The following is a 17152-nucleotide window of genomic DNA, read 5'->3' as shown; positions in this document are numbered from 1 at the left end:
TTAACCTTGTGAGTTGATTCTCGTTTGTAATGCGTGACGTGCGTGTTCTCGGTCGTCAAAGTGGATTTTTTCTGTACCGAGAATTTGGTAGTCTTCGTGACCTTTACCAGCCAATAATACACCGTCGCCGGGTTGGGCTTGTAAAATTGCGGTTTGGATAGCGGTAGCGCGATCGCAAATTACCATCGGCTGTATTGTATCAGGTATACCTGCCAAAACATCCTCTAAAATCCGTTCTGGGTGTTCAGTGCGGGGATTGTCCGAGGTAACAACCGCTACATCAGCTAATTCCGCCGCAATTTTACCCATTTTCGGGCGTTTAGTGCGATCGCGATCGCCACCACAACCAAACACACAAATCATCTTCCCAGGAATAAACGGCCGGGCGGCTTTGAGTAAGTTTTCTAAACTATCTGGTGTATGGGCATAATCCACAATCACACTAATATCTTGGTCAGGGCTAATTTGTACCCGTTCCATCCGTCCGGGAACTCCCGGAAACTCACCAATAGCATTTGCTACCAATTGCAAGTCTAAACCCAGATGTAAAACCGCACCAACTGCTGCTAAAAGATTTTCTAAATTATATTGACCAACTAAAGGCGATTGAAAACTTACCTCACCCTCTGGTGTATGTAGAGTCCCACTCACACCATTTGGCTGATAGTTTAAATTACTCATCCACAAATCAGCATTACTATCATTAACGCTGTAACTCCATACCTTTTGACGATTCAAAGCAGCAATTAAGCGTTTACCGTAGGCATCATCAGCATGAATAATCGCCCGTCCTTTGAGATATTCAGGACTAAATAACAAAGCTTTCGCCCCAAAATAATCTTCCATATCTTGGTGAAAGTCCAAATGGTCTTGAGTCAGGTTACTAAACACCCCCACCTCAAACGGACAACCCAAAACCCGGCCTTGCGCCAAAGCGTGAGAACTGACTTCCATCACCCCAAACTCACAACCAGCCTTTACAGCTTGCGCTAGCTGCTGTTGTAGTTCCACCGCGAAGGGTGTAGTATGGGCGGCTGTTTGTTCAAAACCAGCCCAACGAGTGTAGAGAGTTCCCATCAAAGCCGTTGGTAATTGGGCTTTGGTGAGGAAAAATTCAATTAGGTGAGTGGTAGTAGTTTTACCATTAGTACCAGTCACACCCACCAATTTGAGTTTCTGCCCAGGATATCCATAAAAAGCCGCCGCAATTTGGGCGCAAGCTTTAGTCATGTTGTTAGCACTAATGACAACAGCCTCATCTGTCGGAGGATTTTTTTCTACAGCTTGGGGGGAAACAATGGCAGCGACAGCACCGGATGCGATCGCACTCGGCCAGAATTCCCCACCATCTACCCTTGTACCAGGCATGCCAATAAACAAGTCTCCCACACCGCAAGCATGGGAATTAGTTTTTAATCCTTGAACTTCAGCATTCGCCAAAGCCGGATTATTAGGGATTTGATCCACACTATCTACTGCTGCTAGTAATTCCCGCAATTTCATTTTGTGAACCTCGCCACACATTTATCTTGCGCTTATTCTGCATTATTTTTCTCGCTGTTGGCTAAATACTTATACAACATTTGCTCTAATTGCTGCACACTAGCGCGGGGAGAAGGACGGGGTAAAGCTTGTTCTGTCTCGCCATCACTCTTGACTACATGAAGAACTGGAATCTCATACTGATACGCCCTAAACCAATCTTCATGGGTGGTAATGTCACGAATCTCTAACTCAAATATGGGATTGGGGATTTGTTCCAGCTTTTCTTGTAAGCCTTCACATAAATGACAGCCGGGTTTACTGTACAGAATTAATTGCATTGACCTAAACTTATCGCGCCTATCGCATCTTTAATGATAGGCGGAAACTGAATGGCTGTGTCATCGAGCAAAATAGAGTTATGAATGAGGGTAGGCGATCGCATGACTCAACTCAAATCCCAAATCACACTTGCAGAATACCTCGCACTCCCAGAAGGAGATATCACCTACGAATTAGTTGACGGCGAACTAAAACCTAAAATGGCACCAAAAAGATTTCATTCACGATTAACCCTAGCTCTGAGTATACTTTTAACACCGTGGGCGCAAGGTCGCGGTGAGGTTGGTATCGAGTGGGCGGTGACATTAAAACGCCGAGGACGGGACTGGGTTCCTGTACCAGATTTACTTTATGTGTCATACTCTCGCCTCAACAGTGATGCGATCGAAGATCAACCCTGTCCCATACCTCCAGACTTAGCGATTGAAATTATCTCTCCCGACCAAAGTTTTGGAGAAATGAGTGCCAAAGCGACAGACTACCTAGAAGCAGGTGTGTTGCGAGTTTGGGTATTAGATGCCAAAGCCAAAACTGTCACCGTGTTTTATCCTGATGCCAGACCACAAACCAAAACTGGTGAAGACAGTTTAGCAGATGACTTGCTGCAAGGCTTGGAAATCACACCGCAGCAGATTTTTCAACAAGCAGGAATTCCTTAGTATTTTAGGAGAGCGATCGCCTAAATGATATCTCCATCGTCAAAGGGCGAGCATATAAGCTCTTGCAATCATGAGAAAATATAGTGAAAACTTCAGTAAAGTCATTATGAAGCGAGAATTTAATGTAATTATCGAACGTGATGCAGATGGCTATCTTGTAGCGTCCGTACCAAATCTTCCTGGGTGTCATACACAAGCAAGAAATTTAGATGATTTGATGGAACGCATTAGAGAAGCCATTGAACTTTGTTTAGAATTTGAGGAAGAGCAGCAAGATTCACTAGACTTTGTTGGTATTCAGCGAGTCGCAGTTGAAGTATGAGTCAGTTCCCAAGTGTCACCGGACGTGAAGTTATTGCAGCTCTTTTCAAAGTTGGTTTTGAAGTTGCTAGAGTCCGGGGAAGTCATCATATTCTGATCCATACTGATGGGCGTAGAACAGTAATTCCTGTGCATTCCGGTGAAACAATTGGTCGTGGTTTGATGGCTCAAATACTGCGTGATTGCCAAATAACTCGTGAAGAATTCAGAGAATTGTTATGAGTATTAATACCTTTGCGAGCTAGTAAAAGTAGGATGGGCATTACCTATAACTATGTATATTTTGTAATTATCAACTGTCAGAGGCAATGCCCACCCTACGAAGTTTGATCAATATACTTATCAATATCCTAAAAAATGTTACTAAAGGTGTAAATTATAGCCTGTATCTCAGATTGTGAGAGACAATATAAATATAGAGTAGCCAAGGGCTGCTAAAAACCAATACCTCATCAAACTCTAAAACAGAGAATGAAATAGAGAGGTGTAATATGTCTCACGATTTTGCTTTATTTGACCCGAATACCTACCTAATTGTCAAAATCAGCCTGTTAATTGTGATGCTGCTGATATTTTTAGCAATTTCTGCGGCTCCTGCTGTGTAGAATGGGCTTTTTCGGTTGTGTCAGTCTCCTAGATAATTGGAGATCGAATGATGCTGGATGTAAATCATCTCGCACCAATCTTTGCTATCTTTGCAACTCTGTTCACAAGTCAGTTAAATTTTAATAAATTAGTTCCACAACAAGATATAAACTTGCGGGTGAAAACACCCAAAGTTAACATAGGCAATTTAGCAGATGGTGACTACCAATTTTGCAGTCAACCTGATCCGCAAGACTGGCGAGTTGGTGCGGGAGTTTGTGCAAATTTTCACAAAACTGCAAATCAATTTCAGGGGTATTACGGCTATCCCCACTCGGATAACTTCATCTGTATTCGCGGTAATTTGAAAGGTAATCTAGTTACTGGTGAAGCGTTAGCTATTTTGTGGGATAGTCATCAGCAATATAATCTACCCCAGTCTGCATTTAATTGGGATGTTGAAGGGCGATTGACTCTCAGCCAAGGTAATTTGATCAGTACCGCTAATCATCAGGATGCTGTAAAGTGGATGCTTTATCGCCAAGCTTTGCTAAATCTTGAGGGATTTTATCAATACAACCGCCCTCGGATGACACCACCATCTCAATTATGTGAGTGGAATTTTTGATCATAAATTAACTTGCGTGTTCCCAGTCGCTTAACAATTCGTACTCCTGTTTGATTTTTTGAGGTTTACGTAATGGTACTTTCGGTGTACCAATATCCATCTTAGGAAAAGACTGATGTCTTTTTTTAGCGGATTTTTTGTCGGGTTTGGTAGTAATTGTCTGTGTAGTTGTCATGATTCATGAAGCCTTAATGAGTAACTGCGCCTACAGTCTATAACATCAATTTCCAAACTGCAAATTTCTGATAAAGGATATGAAAAATTTCCGTTTTTTTACGGTTATATAACTAACATATCCTTCTCAGCTATAAAAGTAGGATTTATCTATTATTCCCAGCTTTTGAACGATTATCCGGGTAATTCAAATATTTGCTGTTGTGGTGAAATACACCTTACTATCTCACCATTGATAGAATTTCTGTTGTGATCACTACTGATGCAACAGCAATCATCACAATCAATGTCACCCGTCCCCCAGGTACTAATAATTGATGAATATGATTTGAGTTTTGGCGTTGTTTCCAAGTCATCAATGCGGGGATAATTCCTCCCAACAAAGAAATACTAAAAGTACCAGCAAAATCTAAAGCTGTTAAGAAAATATGCGGATTCATTGCGCCTAAACTCATCGGTGGCAATAGAATCAGTGAGTAAAGCGGCAAACCATCATCTAATCCTCTTTGACGGCATAAAGTCACATCTCGGAAAAAATCGACTAATCCATACACAAAGCCAATAAAGGATGTGACAATTGCAAACTCAGAAAATATAGATATCAGCACGCCTAACCATTCACCCGCACCCCCAGCCCGGAGTATTTGCAAAGGATCAAAACCTGTGGTATCTTTTATAATGTCAGGGGTAACACTGCCTATAATCACGGCATTCCAAGCTAAGAACATGATGAGGGGAATAGCCGAACCGATAATAATGGACTGGCGGACTTTGCGAATATCACCTTCTAGCTGAGTTACTACCACCGGCACAACATTCTGATAGAACAGTGCTACTAACATCACTGAGACAGCACTGCCTACAGTAGTCCAATCTTGAAAGAAAAATTGTACAGTCTTAACTTGCCTAGTGCCTAAAACTAAGAGTCCTAAAAAGGATGTGATGACAATGGCGACAAAGGCACTATTTAATTTTTCAATCAACTTTTCTCGCCCTAGATACATAATACCGCCAAATATGAGGGTAAAGGCGGTTGTCCCTACCCATGCTGGTAAATTATGCGGAATACCCCAGACTTTCGCCAATGCAGATATTAAAATTTCTCCACCTTGGGCAACATAAGCCACTAGCAAAGCGTAGTGTTGAAATAAATATGCCCCACCTGCTACTCTCGCCCCAATTTTACCGAGATTACTTTCCACCATTGCTAACAAACTGACACTTAACCGCCCCTGTTGACGCATGGTGTTTATGCTGACTTCCGCAATCAACAGCCCAGAAACTAAGGCATATAGCCAAACTAGAATTAATAAAATTGTTGAGGGAATGACACCAGAAGGTATTGTGACTGTAGGTAATGCTAAAATTCCTGCGCCTACTGTTGTACCTGCAACTAGGGCGGTACTTCCTAAAACGCTACCGGGTTGATGGGTTAGTTTATTTTCATTCAGTTCTAGGCGAGAAAATAAACGGGTGGTTTCTGGTTGATGCAACTTAGAAATGGTATAAATAAGTTAATTTCTGTAAATATTTTAAGTGATTTTTTTAGGTTGTGTTATGGGAACAGGTGATGATGGGGGGTTAGGGGAGTATCTTAAGTGATATCTGGCATCATTCTCAATTAGAATAGGTGGGCATTGCCTACAAGGTAAAACTTAGGTCTGGGACAGTGGCAAGCAATGCCCACCCTACAAAAATTGTCTTTACTCTTAGCCAAAATCAATAATTTATATTGTGGGGACTGGAAGGGACTCTTAACTGGGGAATAGGAAGAAGTGGAGGAAGCGGAGGAGAAAAACTCATGAGTAATAACCAATGACTAATAACTAATAACTAATAACTAATATCAAACAAACTTTTCGGTAAATTCATAAATCAAATCTACCCTACCTTTCCTCAACATTGCTGGATCTAGTCTTTCGGTGGTGTTGCAAGTCATCAACACTACTAATCGCTGCTTGGTTTGAATTCCACTATCATCAATGACGCTTTGGTACAGTGTGCCATCTAATAAACTCAAGATGTGTTCTGTTTTGTTGTTATACTGGGCAACTTCCGATGCACGGTTTTGCGCGAGGTTATCAGCTTCGTTGATGATGATGCAAATTCGTTCTAAATATGTGGGCGGTACAAAGTTGGCGATCGCATCATGATCTAAAATAAAAATGACAAATCCTAGCGGTATCAGAATTTCTTTGGCTACTGCTTGTGTCCATGCAGTTTTACCTGTACCTGGTTGACCATGAACTACCACCGCTAGCTGGTTTTGGTTGAGAACTGCTTGCTGTACTGTATCTGTAAAGCTTTGAATATCTGCGGGAAAACTGGGTATGGGAAATTGGCTGTAGACTTTTCCCACACGACTTTGATAGCCACTCAGCATCACTGCTAAGTCATAAGTGGCTTTGTTAATTAATGGCGACATATCTTTTGACATTAATGTGTATTGTCGTCGCCCGCGCTCATAAGCTTCAATTTGTAACCAAACGTCATATTTTGACCAGTACGCATAAACGCTACTAACAACATCTATACGTTCCCAATTGATAAATTTTTCCACTGGGTAACAAAAATTTCTTTCTAAATAATATTGGGTGATGATGTCAGGGCGACCTAATAATTCTAAAACACGTAAAACTGTAATTTCTTGGAGTCGATTCAATACATAATCAATAGGTATGCTCTGACGGCTAACTAATTGCACGATAGGCGTTTCTGTACTCAAAACATCTTGATAACGATAATCTGGCGATAGCGGATCAGGTGTTATATAATGCCAAAATTTATCTACTTCGTAGCGTGTATTTTCAGATGCGAGGTTTAAGATATTCGCCCACCAAGTATAGTTATTTCTACCTAAAACCTCTGCCAGACTACTGGCTAGGTTTAAGGTTTTTTGCGTTAGTTCTTTGGTATCGCTATATAGTAGATTCCATAAGAATTCCCAGTCTAATTCTCGATGCAATGGTCGCCAACCACTCGCCAGTAAGCTGTGACGATTTTGATTGTTAGGAATACCGTCGTTGCTTCTAAAATAATCAAATTCCATATTGTTGATTACTTAATTGTAACAAAATTTCGATGTTAAAGTTAATTTTTATCTAAATAGTTTTACTTTTGTATCTTCTCATGTATTATCTATAATCAGTCTGAATGATTAGGTAAGTTAATTATCTCATTCTACAAGCTGGTAAACAGATATAACATCCTGTCAGGATATTGAGATTTCCTCAACTATAGGTGTCAGATGTGATTTTTGCGAGATACCTGGGTATTTGCCCAGCCGACATAATTGTAATTATTGAAGTTGAAAATTTGGCGAATGTAAAAATAGCTCTTGGCATTAGTGAGGTAAACGTTTTTGCTCGTAATGAATCAAATACCAAAGTGCAACTATTAAATGTGCATTATGATTGCATTTACTAGGCTCTCAGGTACATTGATTAAATTTATCAATCAGATTTTTCATATCACTAAATGTCTGCTCACTGTTAGGGATTTCACTCAGGGATTATCTTTGATAAGATAGTGGTAATCCGTCATATTATTGATGTTTATGGTTGATTGACTGCGGTTTTATATCCCATGAAAAAGCTAGCGATCGCTTGTTAATATTTTTCATTTCCGACCATATCTCATCTTGACGTTTTTCCTCAATGAAAATATTGTACTACAAATATTACAAAGCAATCAAGCAGTTATAGAGGAAATTTGAGAAAAAATGTCTTAATCCTAGGTTGGCTGACTCGGAAATACTTATGCAGGAAGGAACATGACAATTTAATACAAAAAAAATCAGAGTCTCCACTGACAAAAAGTTATCTTGATATCTACTTAGCTAAACAGCACCAGTGATAATACGGTTAATTGGCATTGAGTATATCAAGTTATGATAAAGTTACGCTAAAAATATTCTGTAATTTTGCGTATAATCAATAGGTGTCTGCTAAAGTAATCAAGCTCAAATGTGATTTATTTCAAACTGATTGTATGGAAAAAGATGTTTAATTGAGAAAACAGCAATATGAAGCCATCTTTAATTATCTCGGTTTTGAGCTTACCTTTTGTTTTTTACGGGAATAATTGGTCTGTTGACTCAAGAATGACGATTAATCCTAATGGAACCTTATGGAGACCAAATGTATCTGACACAATCATTCATGAGTGATGAAGTGAAGCATAAATCTCGGCAGCCTTTAATTTTAGCTGTGGAAGACAATGATGATAATCTGCTGCTGATGAGTTATACCCTAGAGTCTCTAGGCTGTAGATTTATTTGTCAAAAAGATGGTTCTGCAACTGTGTTGGTGGCGAAAGAGTATCAGCCAGAACTAATTATGTTAGATATTTTGTTACCAGGTCAAAATGGTATTGATATTATACGTCATCTCAAGCAAGATCCATTAACCCGTGAAATTCCTGTGGTAGCTGTCACAGCTTTAGCTACGAGAGAGGATCGAGAACGCATTTTAAATGCAGGTTTTGACGAATACCTGAGTAAACCTTATATGATAGAAGATTTAGAAGCAGTAATTCGCTGCTTGCTGTGTGACCGATTTCAACTCCAATCAGCTTATTAATAGTCAATAGTTATTAGTCATTAGTCATTAGTCATTAGTCATTGGGTTTAGGGTATGGGGCATGGACTATATAATCTCCCTTGTCTCCTTTTCCTGCTGGCTCATCCCTACTCCCTATTCCCTAGTCCCTAGTCAATATTCTTAGGTAGTTTGATTGTAAACTTACTGCCTTTTCCGAGTTCTGAGGTCAGGCTAATTGAACCTTCGTGAGCTTCGATAATGCGGCTGGATAAATGCAATCCTAAGCCACTACCTGATCTTTTATTTCTACCCTGACGAAATCGCTCGAAAATAGTAGCTTGGTCTTCGGGAGCAATGCCATAACCTGTATCTTCCACTTCCATAGATACCCAGTTGTGATTGGGTTGCCAAACCCGAACGTTTATACCACCTGTGTCGGTAAATTTGATGCTATTATCAACTAAGTTGTACAAAACCCGTCTTAGTTCTAAGCGATCGCCCATCACTACACCAGCTGTGTTTCCCAAATTATCTAAGTTACTGGTGTCTAGTGTCAGTTTGATACCTTTCTCCCTAGCAAGCTGAGTGAGTTCACTGACTACTTCTTGGGCAATTTCTTTGAGATTACAGTTGCCATAGTTCAAAGTCTTTTTACCTGCTTCAAAGCGATAGACTTCTAACAGGGTATTGACCATTTGTAGCAAATTTTGGTTACTGCGAATCATCACCGCGATCGCTTGTTTCATTTCTGGGGAAATTTTGCAGAAAGCTTCTTGCTCAAACAATCCCAACATCCGATCAGCCGCGACTAAAGGGGTGCGTAAATCGTGAGTCAGCCGGGAAACAAAGTCTTCCCGTTGCCGTGCCATTTTGCGTTGTTCGTCTAAACTGTGCTTGAGACGCAGTAGCGATCGCACCCTGGCTAACAGTTCATCTGCATCATAGGGTTTACGAATAAAATCATCTGCACCAGCATCTAAACCTTCCACAACACTTGATTCATGAAAAGCAGTAATTAACAATATAGGAATATAATTCAGAGCCGGGTTATTGCGAATCCGCCGCGTCACCTCATAACCATCCATCCCTGGCATCATCACATCTAGCAAAATTAAATCAGGTGGCGACTGTTCCACCTTTTTTAAAGCCGAAACACCGTCAGTTACTAAGTCAATTTCATAGCCTTCGCTTTCGAGAATAGTCTGAAGCAAAATCAGATTATCTTTAGTATCATCGACAGCAAGAATACGATCACTTTTAGTATTTTCTACAGCAGACATGACTATCAACTTGTGTATAAACTTTATAATTTGAGGTGAGGATACCCCATTGATACTGTGCTGGTTTGAGAATAAAAATTAGATTGGTGGGTATTTTGCGCCGCGTTAAACATCACTTTGCCATCTAATTGTACCGCCCCAGATGTTCTAGCCGATTTCGATATTGGCACTTGTCGCGGCAGTTCAATTCTAAACATTGAACCAACTCCTAATTGACTTTCGAGAAAGATTTGCCCATTCATCATTTGCACCAGTGAATGCACAATTGCCAACCCTAAACCTGTCCCCGGATATTTCCGGGTGATACTTTGATCCACTTGGCGGAAGGCTTCAAATATATGCGGAAAATCTTTCTGAGATATGCCAATACCTGTATCTTGAACCGTGATTGCTACTCGATTCCCAGGGATGTCTTTTACCTCAACCCAAATACTACCAGATTCTGTAAACTTAATTGCATTTGATAACAGATTTATTAAAATTTGTTTAACACGCACTGGGTCATTAAAAACTACAGAGTTTTCCGAGTTGTTCTGCACTAACAAAGACAACTTTTTTGCTTCTGACAGAGAACGCATTTCTCCGACTGCGGTATTAATTACTTTCGGCAAATCAAATAATTCTGGCTTCAGTGCTAATTGTCCTTCTTGCAATTTAGAAAAGTCCAAAACTTCATTTACTAGCATGAGTAAATGCTTACTATTGTTCAATATCCTTTCTACCATATCTGCCTGTTGATATGTCAGATGCCCAAACTTTGGACGCAACAATATTTGAGAAAAACCAATAATGGCATTCATTGGTGTCCGTAGTTCATGAGATATGGTAGCTAAAAACTGCGATTTCAGCCGCGATGCTTCTAATAATTTGAAGTTTTGTAGCTGAATTTGTTGTCTTTGTCTTTCCAGTTCTTGGTTTTTACGTACTAGCTGTTCGTGACTTTCTCGTAATTGCTGTAATGCTAAAGCCGCTTGCATTTCCGCCCGGTGAATCCGAATTGCATAGCGTAAAGCCTGTGCTAATATTTCTGATGATAGTCTAGATTTAGAAACATAGTCTGTAGCACCAGCCTTAATTAATTCAACAGCAATTTGTTCATCTCCTGTAGATGTAAGCACTACTAAAGGAACTTTGATTTCCGTAGCACGTAAATTATGAATTAAACTCAAACCATCTTCATCTGGTAAGCTACAATCCAGAAAAACACAGTCATAAGTAGCATTTTTTAAAGCAAAGAGTGCCGTCTTACCATCACTCACTTCTGAAAATTCTCCACGCACACCTGCTTGAGTGAGAGCGCGACGGACTGCCATGCGGTCTACTTCATCGTCATCTACAACCAAAATTCTCAGCGTTTCTTCCATTTGTTTTTATTTTCGCTGTCAAATACAGGTCGATGTCAAACATACCTAGTTTTAATCTATCAAACTAATAATTTTAGATTTGGGATAGGGTATGAAAGCAATGCTGTAATAACTCAGAAATTAGCGTGATCATGACAAGTATTTTGTGATTAATCTCTTGGTCTTGTCTCGTGGTAGCTAAGTTAAGTAACTGAGTATGATTACCTGTAGCATTGTCACTTACTTTAACCCGTTCTGTCCTAGATTAATTGGCTGAGTAAGATTAATTTTTATGAACATCTTGAGGATATTCATGGGATTTAGGTTGTTTTCCTCCACTATTCCGTTAATTTTTGTTGTTGTCATTTTTTGTGATGAAAATTATGATTTTGCTTAATTGCCAATTGCTCATCAGCTATTATCTAGAATTTAGTTAATGAGTTGTTAGCAAGTTTTAATTGACTAGAAAGTAAAATAAAATACATTTATCAACCTTCATCACCATTGTAAAAGAATGAGTTAACACCCGTCCTCACCCATTGGTGAGAGTTGCAGACAAACATTATGTACAGTCAGCTTGAGCCGTGTTACTTAAGTGAACCCTGATGATGAGTGAAGTGAAAGGTACGGTTAGCCTGTAAAATCAGTGTTTAAAGCATCCTACTTGTTGTAGTTTCTACATTTTGTTGCCAATGTCCAGAGTCATACCTGTGTTGTCTTGGTAATCGCCAGATGGGAGAGTGGAGAAAATCACCAATACTGGCTGACGATAGCCTAAACACACATCTTGCACCTGTTCGGTGATGATAATTTTTGGAGCATGGGCATGGCTTACAACTTACTGAAAGCCTGAGTTTTACGTTGTTGGCTGTGCATCGCCTGACGCTGATTGGGAATGGTGCAAGATATCACCTCAAGCAATAAGTTAGGATCAACACAGGCAGTAGTTTAGTGATAATATCATATATTTTTTTCCCCAAGAGTAATGTATCCTCAGTCTGATTTTAGTCTCTATCTCGTTTGAAAACAGAGAGGATTTATTATTTCTATCGGTGGATGCAGTGCTGTAGAAATATCATCTATCTTTGGATTGGGAAAATTATAGAACTAAGTTACAAGCAACTTAAAGAAATCTCAATTCGCTTGCAAGTTGCCAACAGAGAAGAGCGGGTGTAGCAATGAATGAAATCAGCATTATTTTAATTGAAGACCACGACCTCACAAGAATGGGGCTAAAAGCCGCATTACAGTCGCAGGGTGGATTAAGAGTCATCGGTGAAGCAGCCAATGCGACTCAAGGACTAAAACTTTTAGAAACGGCAAAGCCAGATGTAGCGGTGGTAGATATTGGCTTACCGGACATGGATGGGATTGAACTCACCCGCAAGTTTAGACGCTATCAATCCGAGAGTGGACAAACAAATACGAAAATTTTGATCCTGACAATGGATCATACCGAGGATGCGGTCTTGGCAGCCTTTGCCGCCGGGGCAGACTCTTATTACATGAAAGAGACCAGTATTAGCAAGTTAACAGATGCCATCCAAGCCACTTACGGCGGTAACTCATGGATTGATCCAGCGATCGCTAATGTGGTATTAAGTAAGATGCGGCAAGGTATACCCGGCGAAGCCCAACCATCAGATAAACCCAAAACCGTCAAAATCGAAGCTCTACCCACAGAATATGAACAAGTTTTAGAAACCTACCCCCTGACTCAACGGGAATTAGAAATTCTGGAATTAATTGTAGCTGGTTGCAGTAACGGACAAATTGCCGAAAAACTGTATATTACCGTGGGTACAGTTAAAACCCATGTTCGCAACATTCTCAATAAACTCTGCGCCGATGACCGTACCCAAGCAGCTGTGCGTGCATTGCGTTCTGGTTTAGTAGGATAAACTACTCATAGCTGCCTTGTCTGTGACACGTTGCGCGAACGGTTGAGAGTGGGGACTTCCTAGTAACAATACAATTAATATTCGCCCAAAAACCTCATGTAGAGACGCGATTTATCGCGTCTGACAACACCAATTATCTCCAAAAATCACCCTTAACTTCACCGTATTGGTTGATGTAGACGGTTTATTCTATCTACTTGAAAAAGGTTTCGGCCTTACCAAGCTAGAAATATTTGACTATATTTTTATTAACTATTTTGTATAATACACCGAGAAATTCAACTAAATTTCCCGATGTATTGAGTGAGTATTTAAACTGATGTGGTTGCCAGTAAAATTCAAATCACCACTGTTTAAATTTTACTCTCCAGTTATCGATAATCCATCAACCCAAATCCTAGGAGCCACACCAGCAGGGGTTAACTCTACTTCCTTCTCAACATAAATAATCGACTGCAAAAGTTCCAAGAAATCGCCAGCAACAGTTGCCGACTCAATACTAATTCTTTCACCTTTGTTAATCAACCAACCATCAAACGGCAAAGAAAACGAACCTTGCAAAGATTTCACCCCAGCATGAAGCGCGTGTAAATCATCAATTAAAATCACATTTTCCGCAGTCGCTAAACTCAACTCCTGCTCAGAGTCTCCGGCGGCAAACAGATGATAAAAATTAGGACTAACGCTAACCTTTGCACCAATACTAGCATTACCTGTTGGTTGAGCATTTAACCTTTTAGCAGTTCCCGCACTGTGCAGAAAACTGGTTAAAACGCCATTTTCGATTAACTTCACCTGACGAGTAGGCGTACCTTCACCATCAAAAGTTTCTGCGCCTACATTAGCAGGGTGTAAAGCATCATCATACAGCGAAAGTAGAGGCGAAGCAATTTGTTTACCCAAATCATCGGGAGTAGATAAACTTTGTTTATCCAGAATATTTTGGGCATTAAACAAATTAGAAAACGCACCCAAAAGACTTAAAAAAGCCTCCGGTGAAAAAACAACTTGATATTTACCAGTCTTAATTTTTTCGTAATGCAAATGACTGATTGTTTTTTCGGCTGTTTCTTGGATGCAACCATCAATATCTAAACTTTCTAATCTCCGGTTGATTCTATAAGCACCTGCACTACGGGGTTTCTTACCTTCTTCTTCTGTTTTGCTATAGAGATAAATCGAAGATACAGAAAGAGAATCTTTTCTCAAAGCACCATCGCTGTTGAGATAAAACCGATCAATATCTCTTTGCGCCAAACCATTATAAGGAACTCCTTTAATAGCTGGGTGAGTCGCTAGTAATTCTTTTTCAGCACCTAATAATCTTTCAATCAGTTCCGATACAGGTGCTTGCGGTGCTTTGTCATCAAGTGCATTTGCTAGTGGAACTGTAGCTTCTGGACTAAAATCTGGAACGTGTTCTTTCACACCAAAAAAACTAGCTTCGTAAGCAGTTTTCAAAGCTAATTCTAATCCTTGATGATCTACATCAGTGGTACTTGTAATACCGATAGTATTATCCTCATTCCAAACACGAACAGTCACACCAGAACGGTTTGAGGCTTTAACTTGTTTTGGCTCACCTTGGTCAACTTGCACACTCGTTTCATCAACGATAGAGCCATAAATGTCAAATTTTTTGATGCCAAGTTTCTCAGCATTATCTTGAGCGTAAGTAGCGATTTCTTGAATATTGGGCATAACAAAAAAATTCAAAATTCCAATTAATAGTTTGTAGTGTACCCCTCCGGGGAAGCAAGCTACGCGTAGCGTCCGCACTAGAGGACTTTAGTCCACATAATTATGAGGACTGAAGTCCTCACTACGAACAAATGAAAAATCTCTAATTCTTTAGCGGCCACCGACGGTGATAGAATCAACCTTGATGTGGGGTTGTCCGACGGTGGTGTAAATACTGCCACTAATTGAGCCGCAAAAACCAGGCGCAAGATCCAAATCTTGGGAACACATAGAAATTTTATTCATAATTTCCTTGGCTTCACCGATCAGGGTAGCACCTTTGAGTGGCTTGGTAATTTTGCCATTTTCAATTAAATAGGCTTCATCCACACTAAAGTTAAATTGACCCGTAGCACCAACACTACCGCCGCCCATTTTTTTGCAGTAAATACCTTTATCTATAGAGGCGAATAAATCGTCAATTTTGTAATCACCAGGAGCGATGTAGGTATTACGCATACGGCTAGCAGCAGCGAAGGTATAATTTTGACGGCGGCCACTGCCTGTTCTGGGGTGTCCAGTACGCCAAGAACCAGTTCTATCGGCGAGGAAGTTCTTGAGAACACCTTTTTCAATCAAGAGAGTTCTTTGAGCAGGCATACCTTCGTCATCCATGTCGATTGTACCAAAGGCATAATCTGCCCGTCCTTCATCCCAAGCTGTGAGGCTTTCGTGGGCAATTTTTTCGCCTTTTTTATCGGCAAAGGGTGAGGTGTTGCGTTCAATTTGGGTGGTTTCTAGCAAATGTCCGCAAGCTTCATGGAAAATCACACCACCAAAGTGATTCGCCATGATGATGGGGTAAGTACCTGATTCTACGTAATCAGCGTAGAGCATTTTTCCCGCAGATTCGGCAATTTTCTCTGAGGCTTGCTGATAATCCCAAGTTCTCAGAAAATTAGCATCGCTAGTATTGCCAGCGCGTTCACCAATAGAGGCGCGATTTGCACCGTCAGCACACAGCAGGTTAAAACCCACCGACTGAGTGAGGCGAATATCACGGGCAAAAGTGCCATCACTGGCTGCAACTAAAACTTCTTGCCAATCGCGGAAATAGCTAGCGCGACGGGATTGGACATGGCTAGCCTTGCGATTTAAGTAGGCAGTAGCATCAAGGAGAATTTCACCCATTTCGCGGATAGAACTGCACAGAGGTAGCCAGCCATCTTTACCGCGTTTGGTGGCGTAGTCTCTGAGTAATTCTAGGTTAATTTCTGGAATAAAAGCGTTGGGGGCTGGGAGTTGTAAGCCCAGAATCGAAAGTCCTTTTTCTAAGGCTGCTTTTAAACCAGAAAATGATAAGTCATTGGTGCTAACGTAGCAGTCGGCTTTGCCGCGAAATACTCTGACTCCCGCACCTGTGGAGAGACTAGGTGAAATGCTGGTAATTGTGTCTTCTTCTGCCAGACTACTAATATAGTTGCGACGTTCTAGAAAAAATTCTATAAAGTCCGCACCAGCAGCCCGTCCTAAACCCAGAAGGGTAGCCAGGGGGGCTTCCCAGGTGTCATCGAATCGTTCTGGTGTGGATGAATATTGCAGGGTGGGGAGTTGATTTGAAAGAAGTAGGGTATTTGTAAGCATGAATAGCCTCGTCTGCTGGCGTGATCAGAGATGTGACTGAAAAATCCTGGTTTCATCAGTCTAACAAATCAGTGAAAGACGCAGTTGGCAGATAGGCAGTAACGCCTTCCCCTCGGATGAATTCGGGGGTTTTTAGCAGTCCTGAGAAATAGCAGTTGAATTCCTGTTCAGGTTTCGCAACACTATCCCCCGAACATGTCGAGCGAGGGTTAGTAGCTAGTCAGTGATTTGCTAACTATTGCTCACAAATACTCACATTTAATCCGGGTGAAACAACTGATGTTTGAGGTGATCATGTCGGGCTTTGGCTGTAAAATAGCATCATGCTACTAGGATTTAAGACACAACTAAAACTCAAGCGAAAACAAAGACTACTACTAGCACAACACGCCGGAGTAGCCAGACACGCTTGGAATCAAGGTTTAGCATTGTGTCAACAGATACTCCAACATAACAAACTCAACCCTCAAGACAAAATCAAATTCCCCACAGCCATAGACCTACATAAATGGTTAGTAGCATCAATCAAATCTACCCATGCTTGGTATTATGAAGTATCGAAATGCGCCCCC

General features: G+C 40.7%; 16 protein-coding genes. 7 read left to right on the top strand and 9 right to left on the bottom strand.

The genetic code is table 11. The annotated features are described in order from the left end of the window. Together AACS98_RS05845 and AACS98_RS05840 are read right to left on the bottom strand one after the other, a co-directional pair. Nucleotides 1-1503 carry a UDP-N-acetylmuramoyl-L-alanyl-D-glutamate--2,6-diaminopimelate ligase gene (locus tag AACS98_RS05845; protein ID WP_066377238.1) on the bottom strand — a complete coding sequence of 501 codons (1503 nt, stop codon included), beginning with the start codon at nt 1501-1503 and terminating at the stop codon, nt 1-3. 32 nt (nt 1504-1535) lie between these two features. Then, nucleotides 1536-1823 carry a glutaredoxin family protein gene (locus AACS98_RS05840; protein ID WP_066377237.1) on the bottom strand — a complete coding sequence of 96 codons (288 nt, stop codon included), beginning with the start codon at nt 1821-1823 and terminating at the stop codon, nt 1536-1538. A gap of 102 nt (nt 1824-1925) precedes the next feature. Between AACS98_RS05840 and AACS98_RS05835 the strand changes: the two genes are divergently transcribed. The 4 genes from AACS98_RS05835 (at nt 1926) to AACS98_RS05820 (ending at nt 4017) form a co-directional block, all read left to right on the top strand. Continuing rightward, nucleotides 1926-2483: a Uma2 family endonuclease gene (locus tag AACS98_RS05835; RefSeq protein WP_066377307.1), complete on the top strand. Its 558-nt coding sequence runs from the start codon at nt 1926-1928 to the stop codon at nt 2481-2483. A 106-nt stretch (nt 2484-2589) separates the two neighbouring features. After that, nucleotides 2590-2805, top strand: a complete 216-nt coding sequence (locus AACS98_RS05830) for a type II toxin-antitoxin system HicB family antitoxin (protein ID WP_066377302.1) — start codon at nt 2590-2592, stop codon at nt 2803-2805. After that, on the top strand, nt 2802-3026 hold the full coding sequence (locus tag AACS98_RS05825) for a type II toxin-antitoxin system HicA family toxin (RefSeq protein ID WP_066377236.1): 225 nt from the start codon (nt 2802-2804) through the stop codon (nt 3024-3026). The genes AACS98_RS05830 and AACS98_RS05825 overlap by 4 nt, the downstream gene beginning before the upstream one ends. Nucleotides 3027-3456: 430 nt before the next feature. Next, the gene (locus AACS98_RS05820) at nt 3457-4017 is read left to right on the top strand and encodes a hypothetical protein (protein ID WP_231866998.1); all 561 of its coding nucleotides are present in this window, start codon (nt 3457-3459) and stop codon (nt 4015-4017) included. 7 nt (nt 4018-4024) lie between these two features. Here AACS98_RS05820 and AACS98_RS05815 read toward each other — a convergent pair whose 3' ends face one another. From AACS98_RS05815 to AACS98_RS05805, 3 genes are all read right to left on the bottom strand, one after another. After that, the gene (locus AACS98_RS05815) at nt 4025-4192 is read right to left on the bottom strand and encodes a hypothetical protein (RefSeq protein WP_197480144.1); all 168 of its coding nucleotides are present in this window, start codon (nt 4190-4192) and stop codon (nt 4025-4027) included. Nucleotides 4193-4412: 220 nt separating this feature from the next. Continuing rightward, nucleotides 4413-5684: an amino acid permease gene (locus tag AACS98_RS05810; protein ID WP_231866999.1), complete on the bottom strand. Its 1272-nt coding sequence runs from the start codon at nt 5682-5684 to the stop codon at nt 4413-4415. Nucleotides 5685-6037: 353 nt separating this feature from the next. Next, nucleotides 6038-7240 carry an AAA family ATPase gene (locus AACS98_RS05805; protein WP_066377234.1) on the bottom strand — a complete coding sequence of 401 codons (1203 nt, stop codon included), beginning with the start codon at nt 7238-7240 and terminating at the stop codon, nt 6038-6040. 1090 nt (nt 7241-8330) lie between these two features. Between AACS98_RS05805 and AACS98_RS05800 the strand changes: the two genes are divergently transcribed. Beyond that, nucleotides 8331-8771: a response regulator gene (locus tag AACS98_RS05800; protein ID WP_066377297.1), complete on the top strand. Its 441-nt coding sequence runs from the start codon at nt 8331-8333 to the stop codon at nt 8769-8771. A 128-nt stretch (nt 8772-8899) separates the two neighbouring features. On the opposite strand, the gene AACS98_RS05795 is transcribed toward AACS98_RS05800, so the two are convergent. Together AACS98_RS05795 and AACS98_RS05790 are read right to left on the bottom strand one after the other, a co-directional pair. Then, entirely contained in the window at nt 8900-10012 is a 1113-nt protein-coding gene (locus tag AACS98_RS05795) for a hybrid sensor histidine kinase/response regulator (RefSeq protein ID WP_066377231.1), read from the bottom strand. A 23-nt stretch (nt 10013-10035) separates the two neighbouring features. Then, nucleotides 10036-11376 (bottom strand): ATP-binding response regulator, encoded by a 1341-nt coding sequence (locus AACS98_RS05790; RefSeq protein ID WP_066377230.1) that lies wholly within the window; start codon nt 11374-11376, stop codon nt 10036-10038. Between the two features lie 1157 nt (nt 11377-12533). Here AACS98_RS05790 and AACS98_RS05785 point away from each other — a divergent pair. Then, nucleotides 12534-13256 carry a response regulator transcription factor gene (locus AACS98_RS05785; protein WP_066377229.1) on the top strand — a complete coding sequence of 241 codons (723 nt, stop codon included), beginning with the start codon at nt 12534-12536 and terminating at the stop codon, nt 13254-13256. A 360-nt stretch (nt 13257-13616) separates the two neighbouring features. Here the strand turns inward: AACS98_RS05785 and AACS98_RS05780 are convergent, their stop codons facing one another. After that, the gene (locus tag AACS98_RS05780) at nt 13617-14957 is read right to left on the bottom strand and encodes a TldD/PmbA family protein (protein ID WP_066377228.1); all 1341 of its coding nucleotides are present in this window, start codon (nt 14955-14957) and stop codon (nt 13617-13619) included. Nucleotides 14958-15107: 150 nt separating this feature from the next. After that, a complete protein-coding gene (locus tag AACS98_RS05775; protein ID WP_066377227.1) occupies nt 15108-16580 on the bottom strand; it encodes a TldD/PmbA family protein in 1473 nt (490 codons plus the stop codon). A 323-nt stretch (nt 16581-16903) separates the two neighbouring features. On the opposite strand from AACS98_RS05775, the gene AACS98_RS05770 reads away from it, so the two are divergent. Further along, nucleotides 16904-17152: helix-turn-helix domain-containing protein (locus tag AACS98_RS05770; RefSeq protein WP_232317113.1), on the top strand; the 249-nt coding region annotated here is incomplete at its 3' end.

Source organism: Anabaena sp. CA = ATCC 33047, assembly GCF_963870205.1.
In the GTDB taxonomy this organism is placed as follows: domain Bacteria; phylum Cyanobacteriota; class Cyanobacteriia; order Cyanobacteriales; family Nostocaceae; genus Trichormus.
The sequence above is the reverse complement of the archived record's forward strand: the minus strand, read 5'-3'. Positions and strand labels throughout refer to the sequence as shown.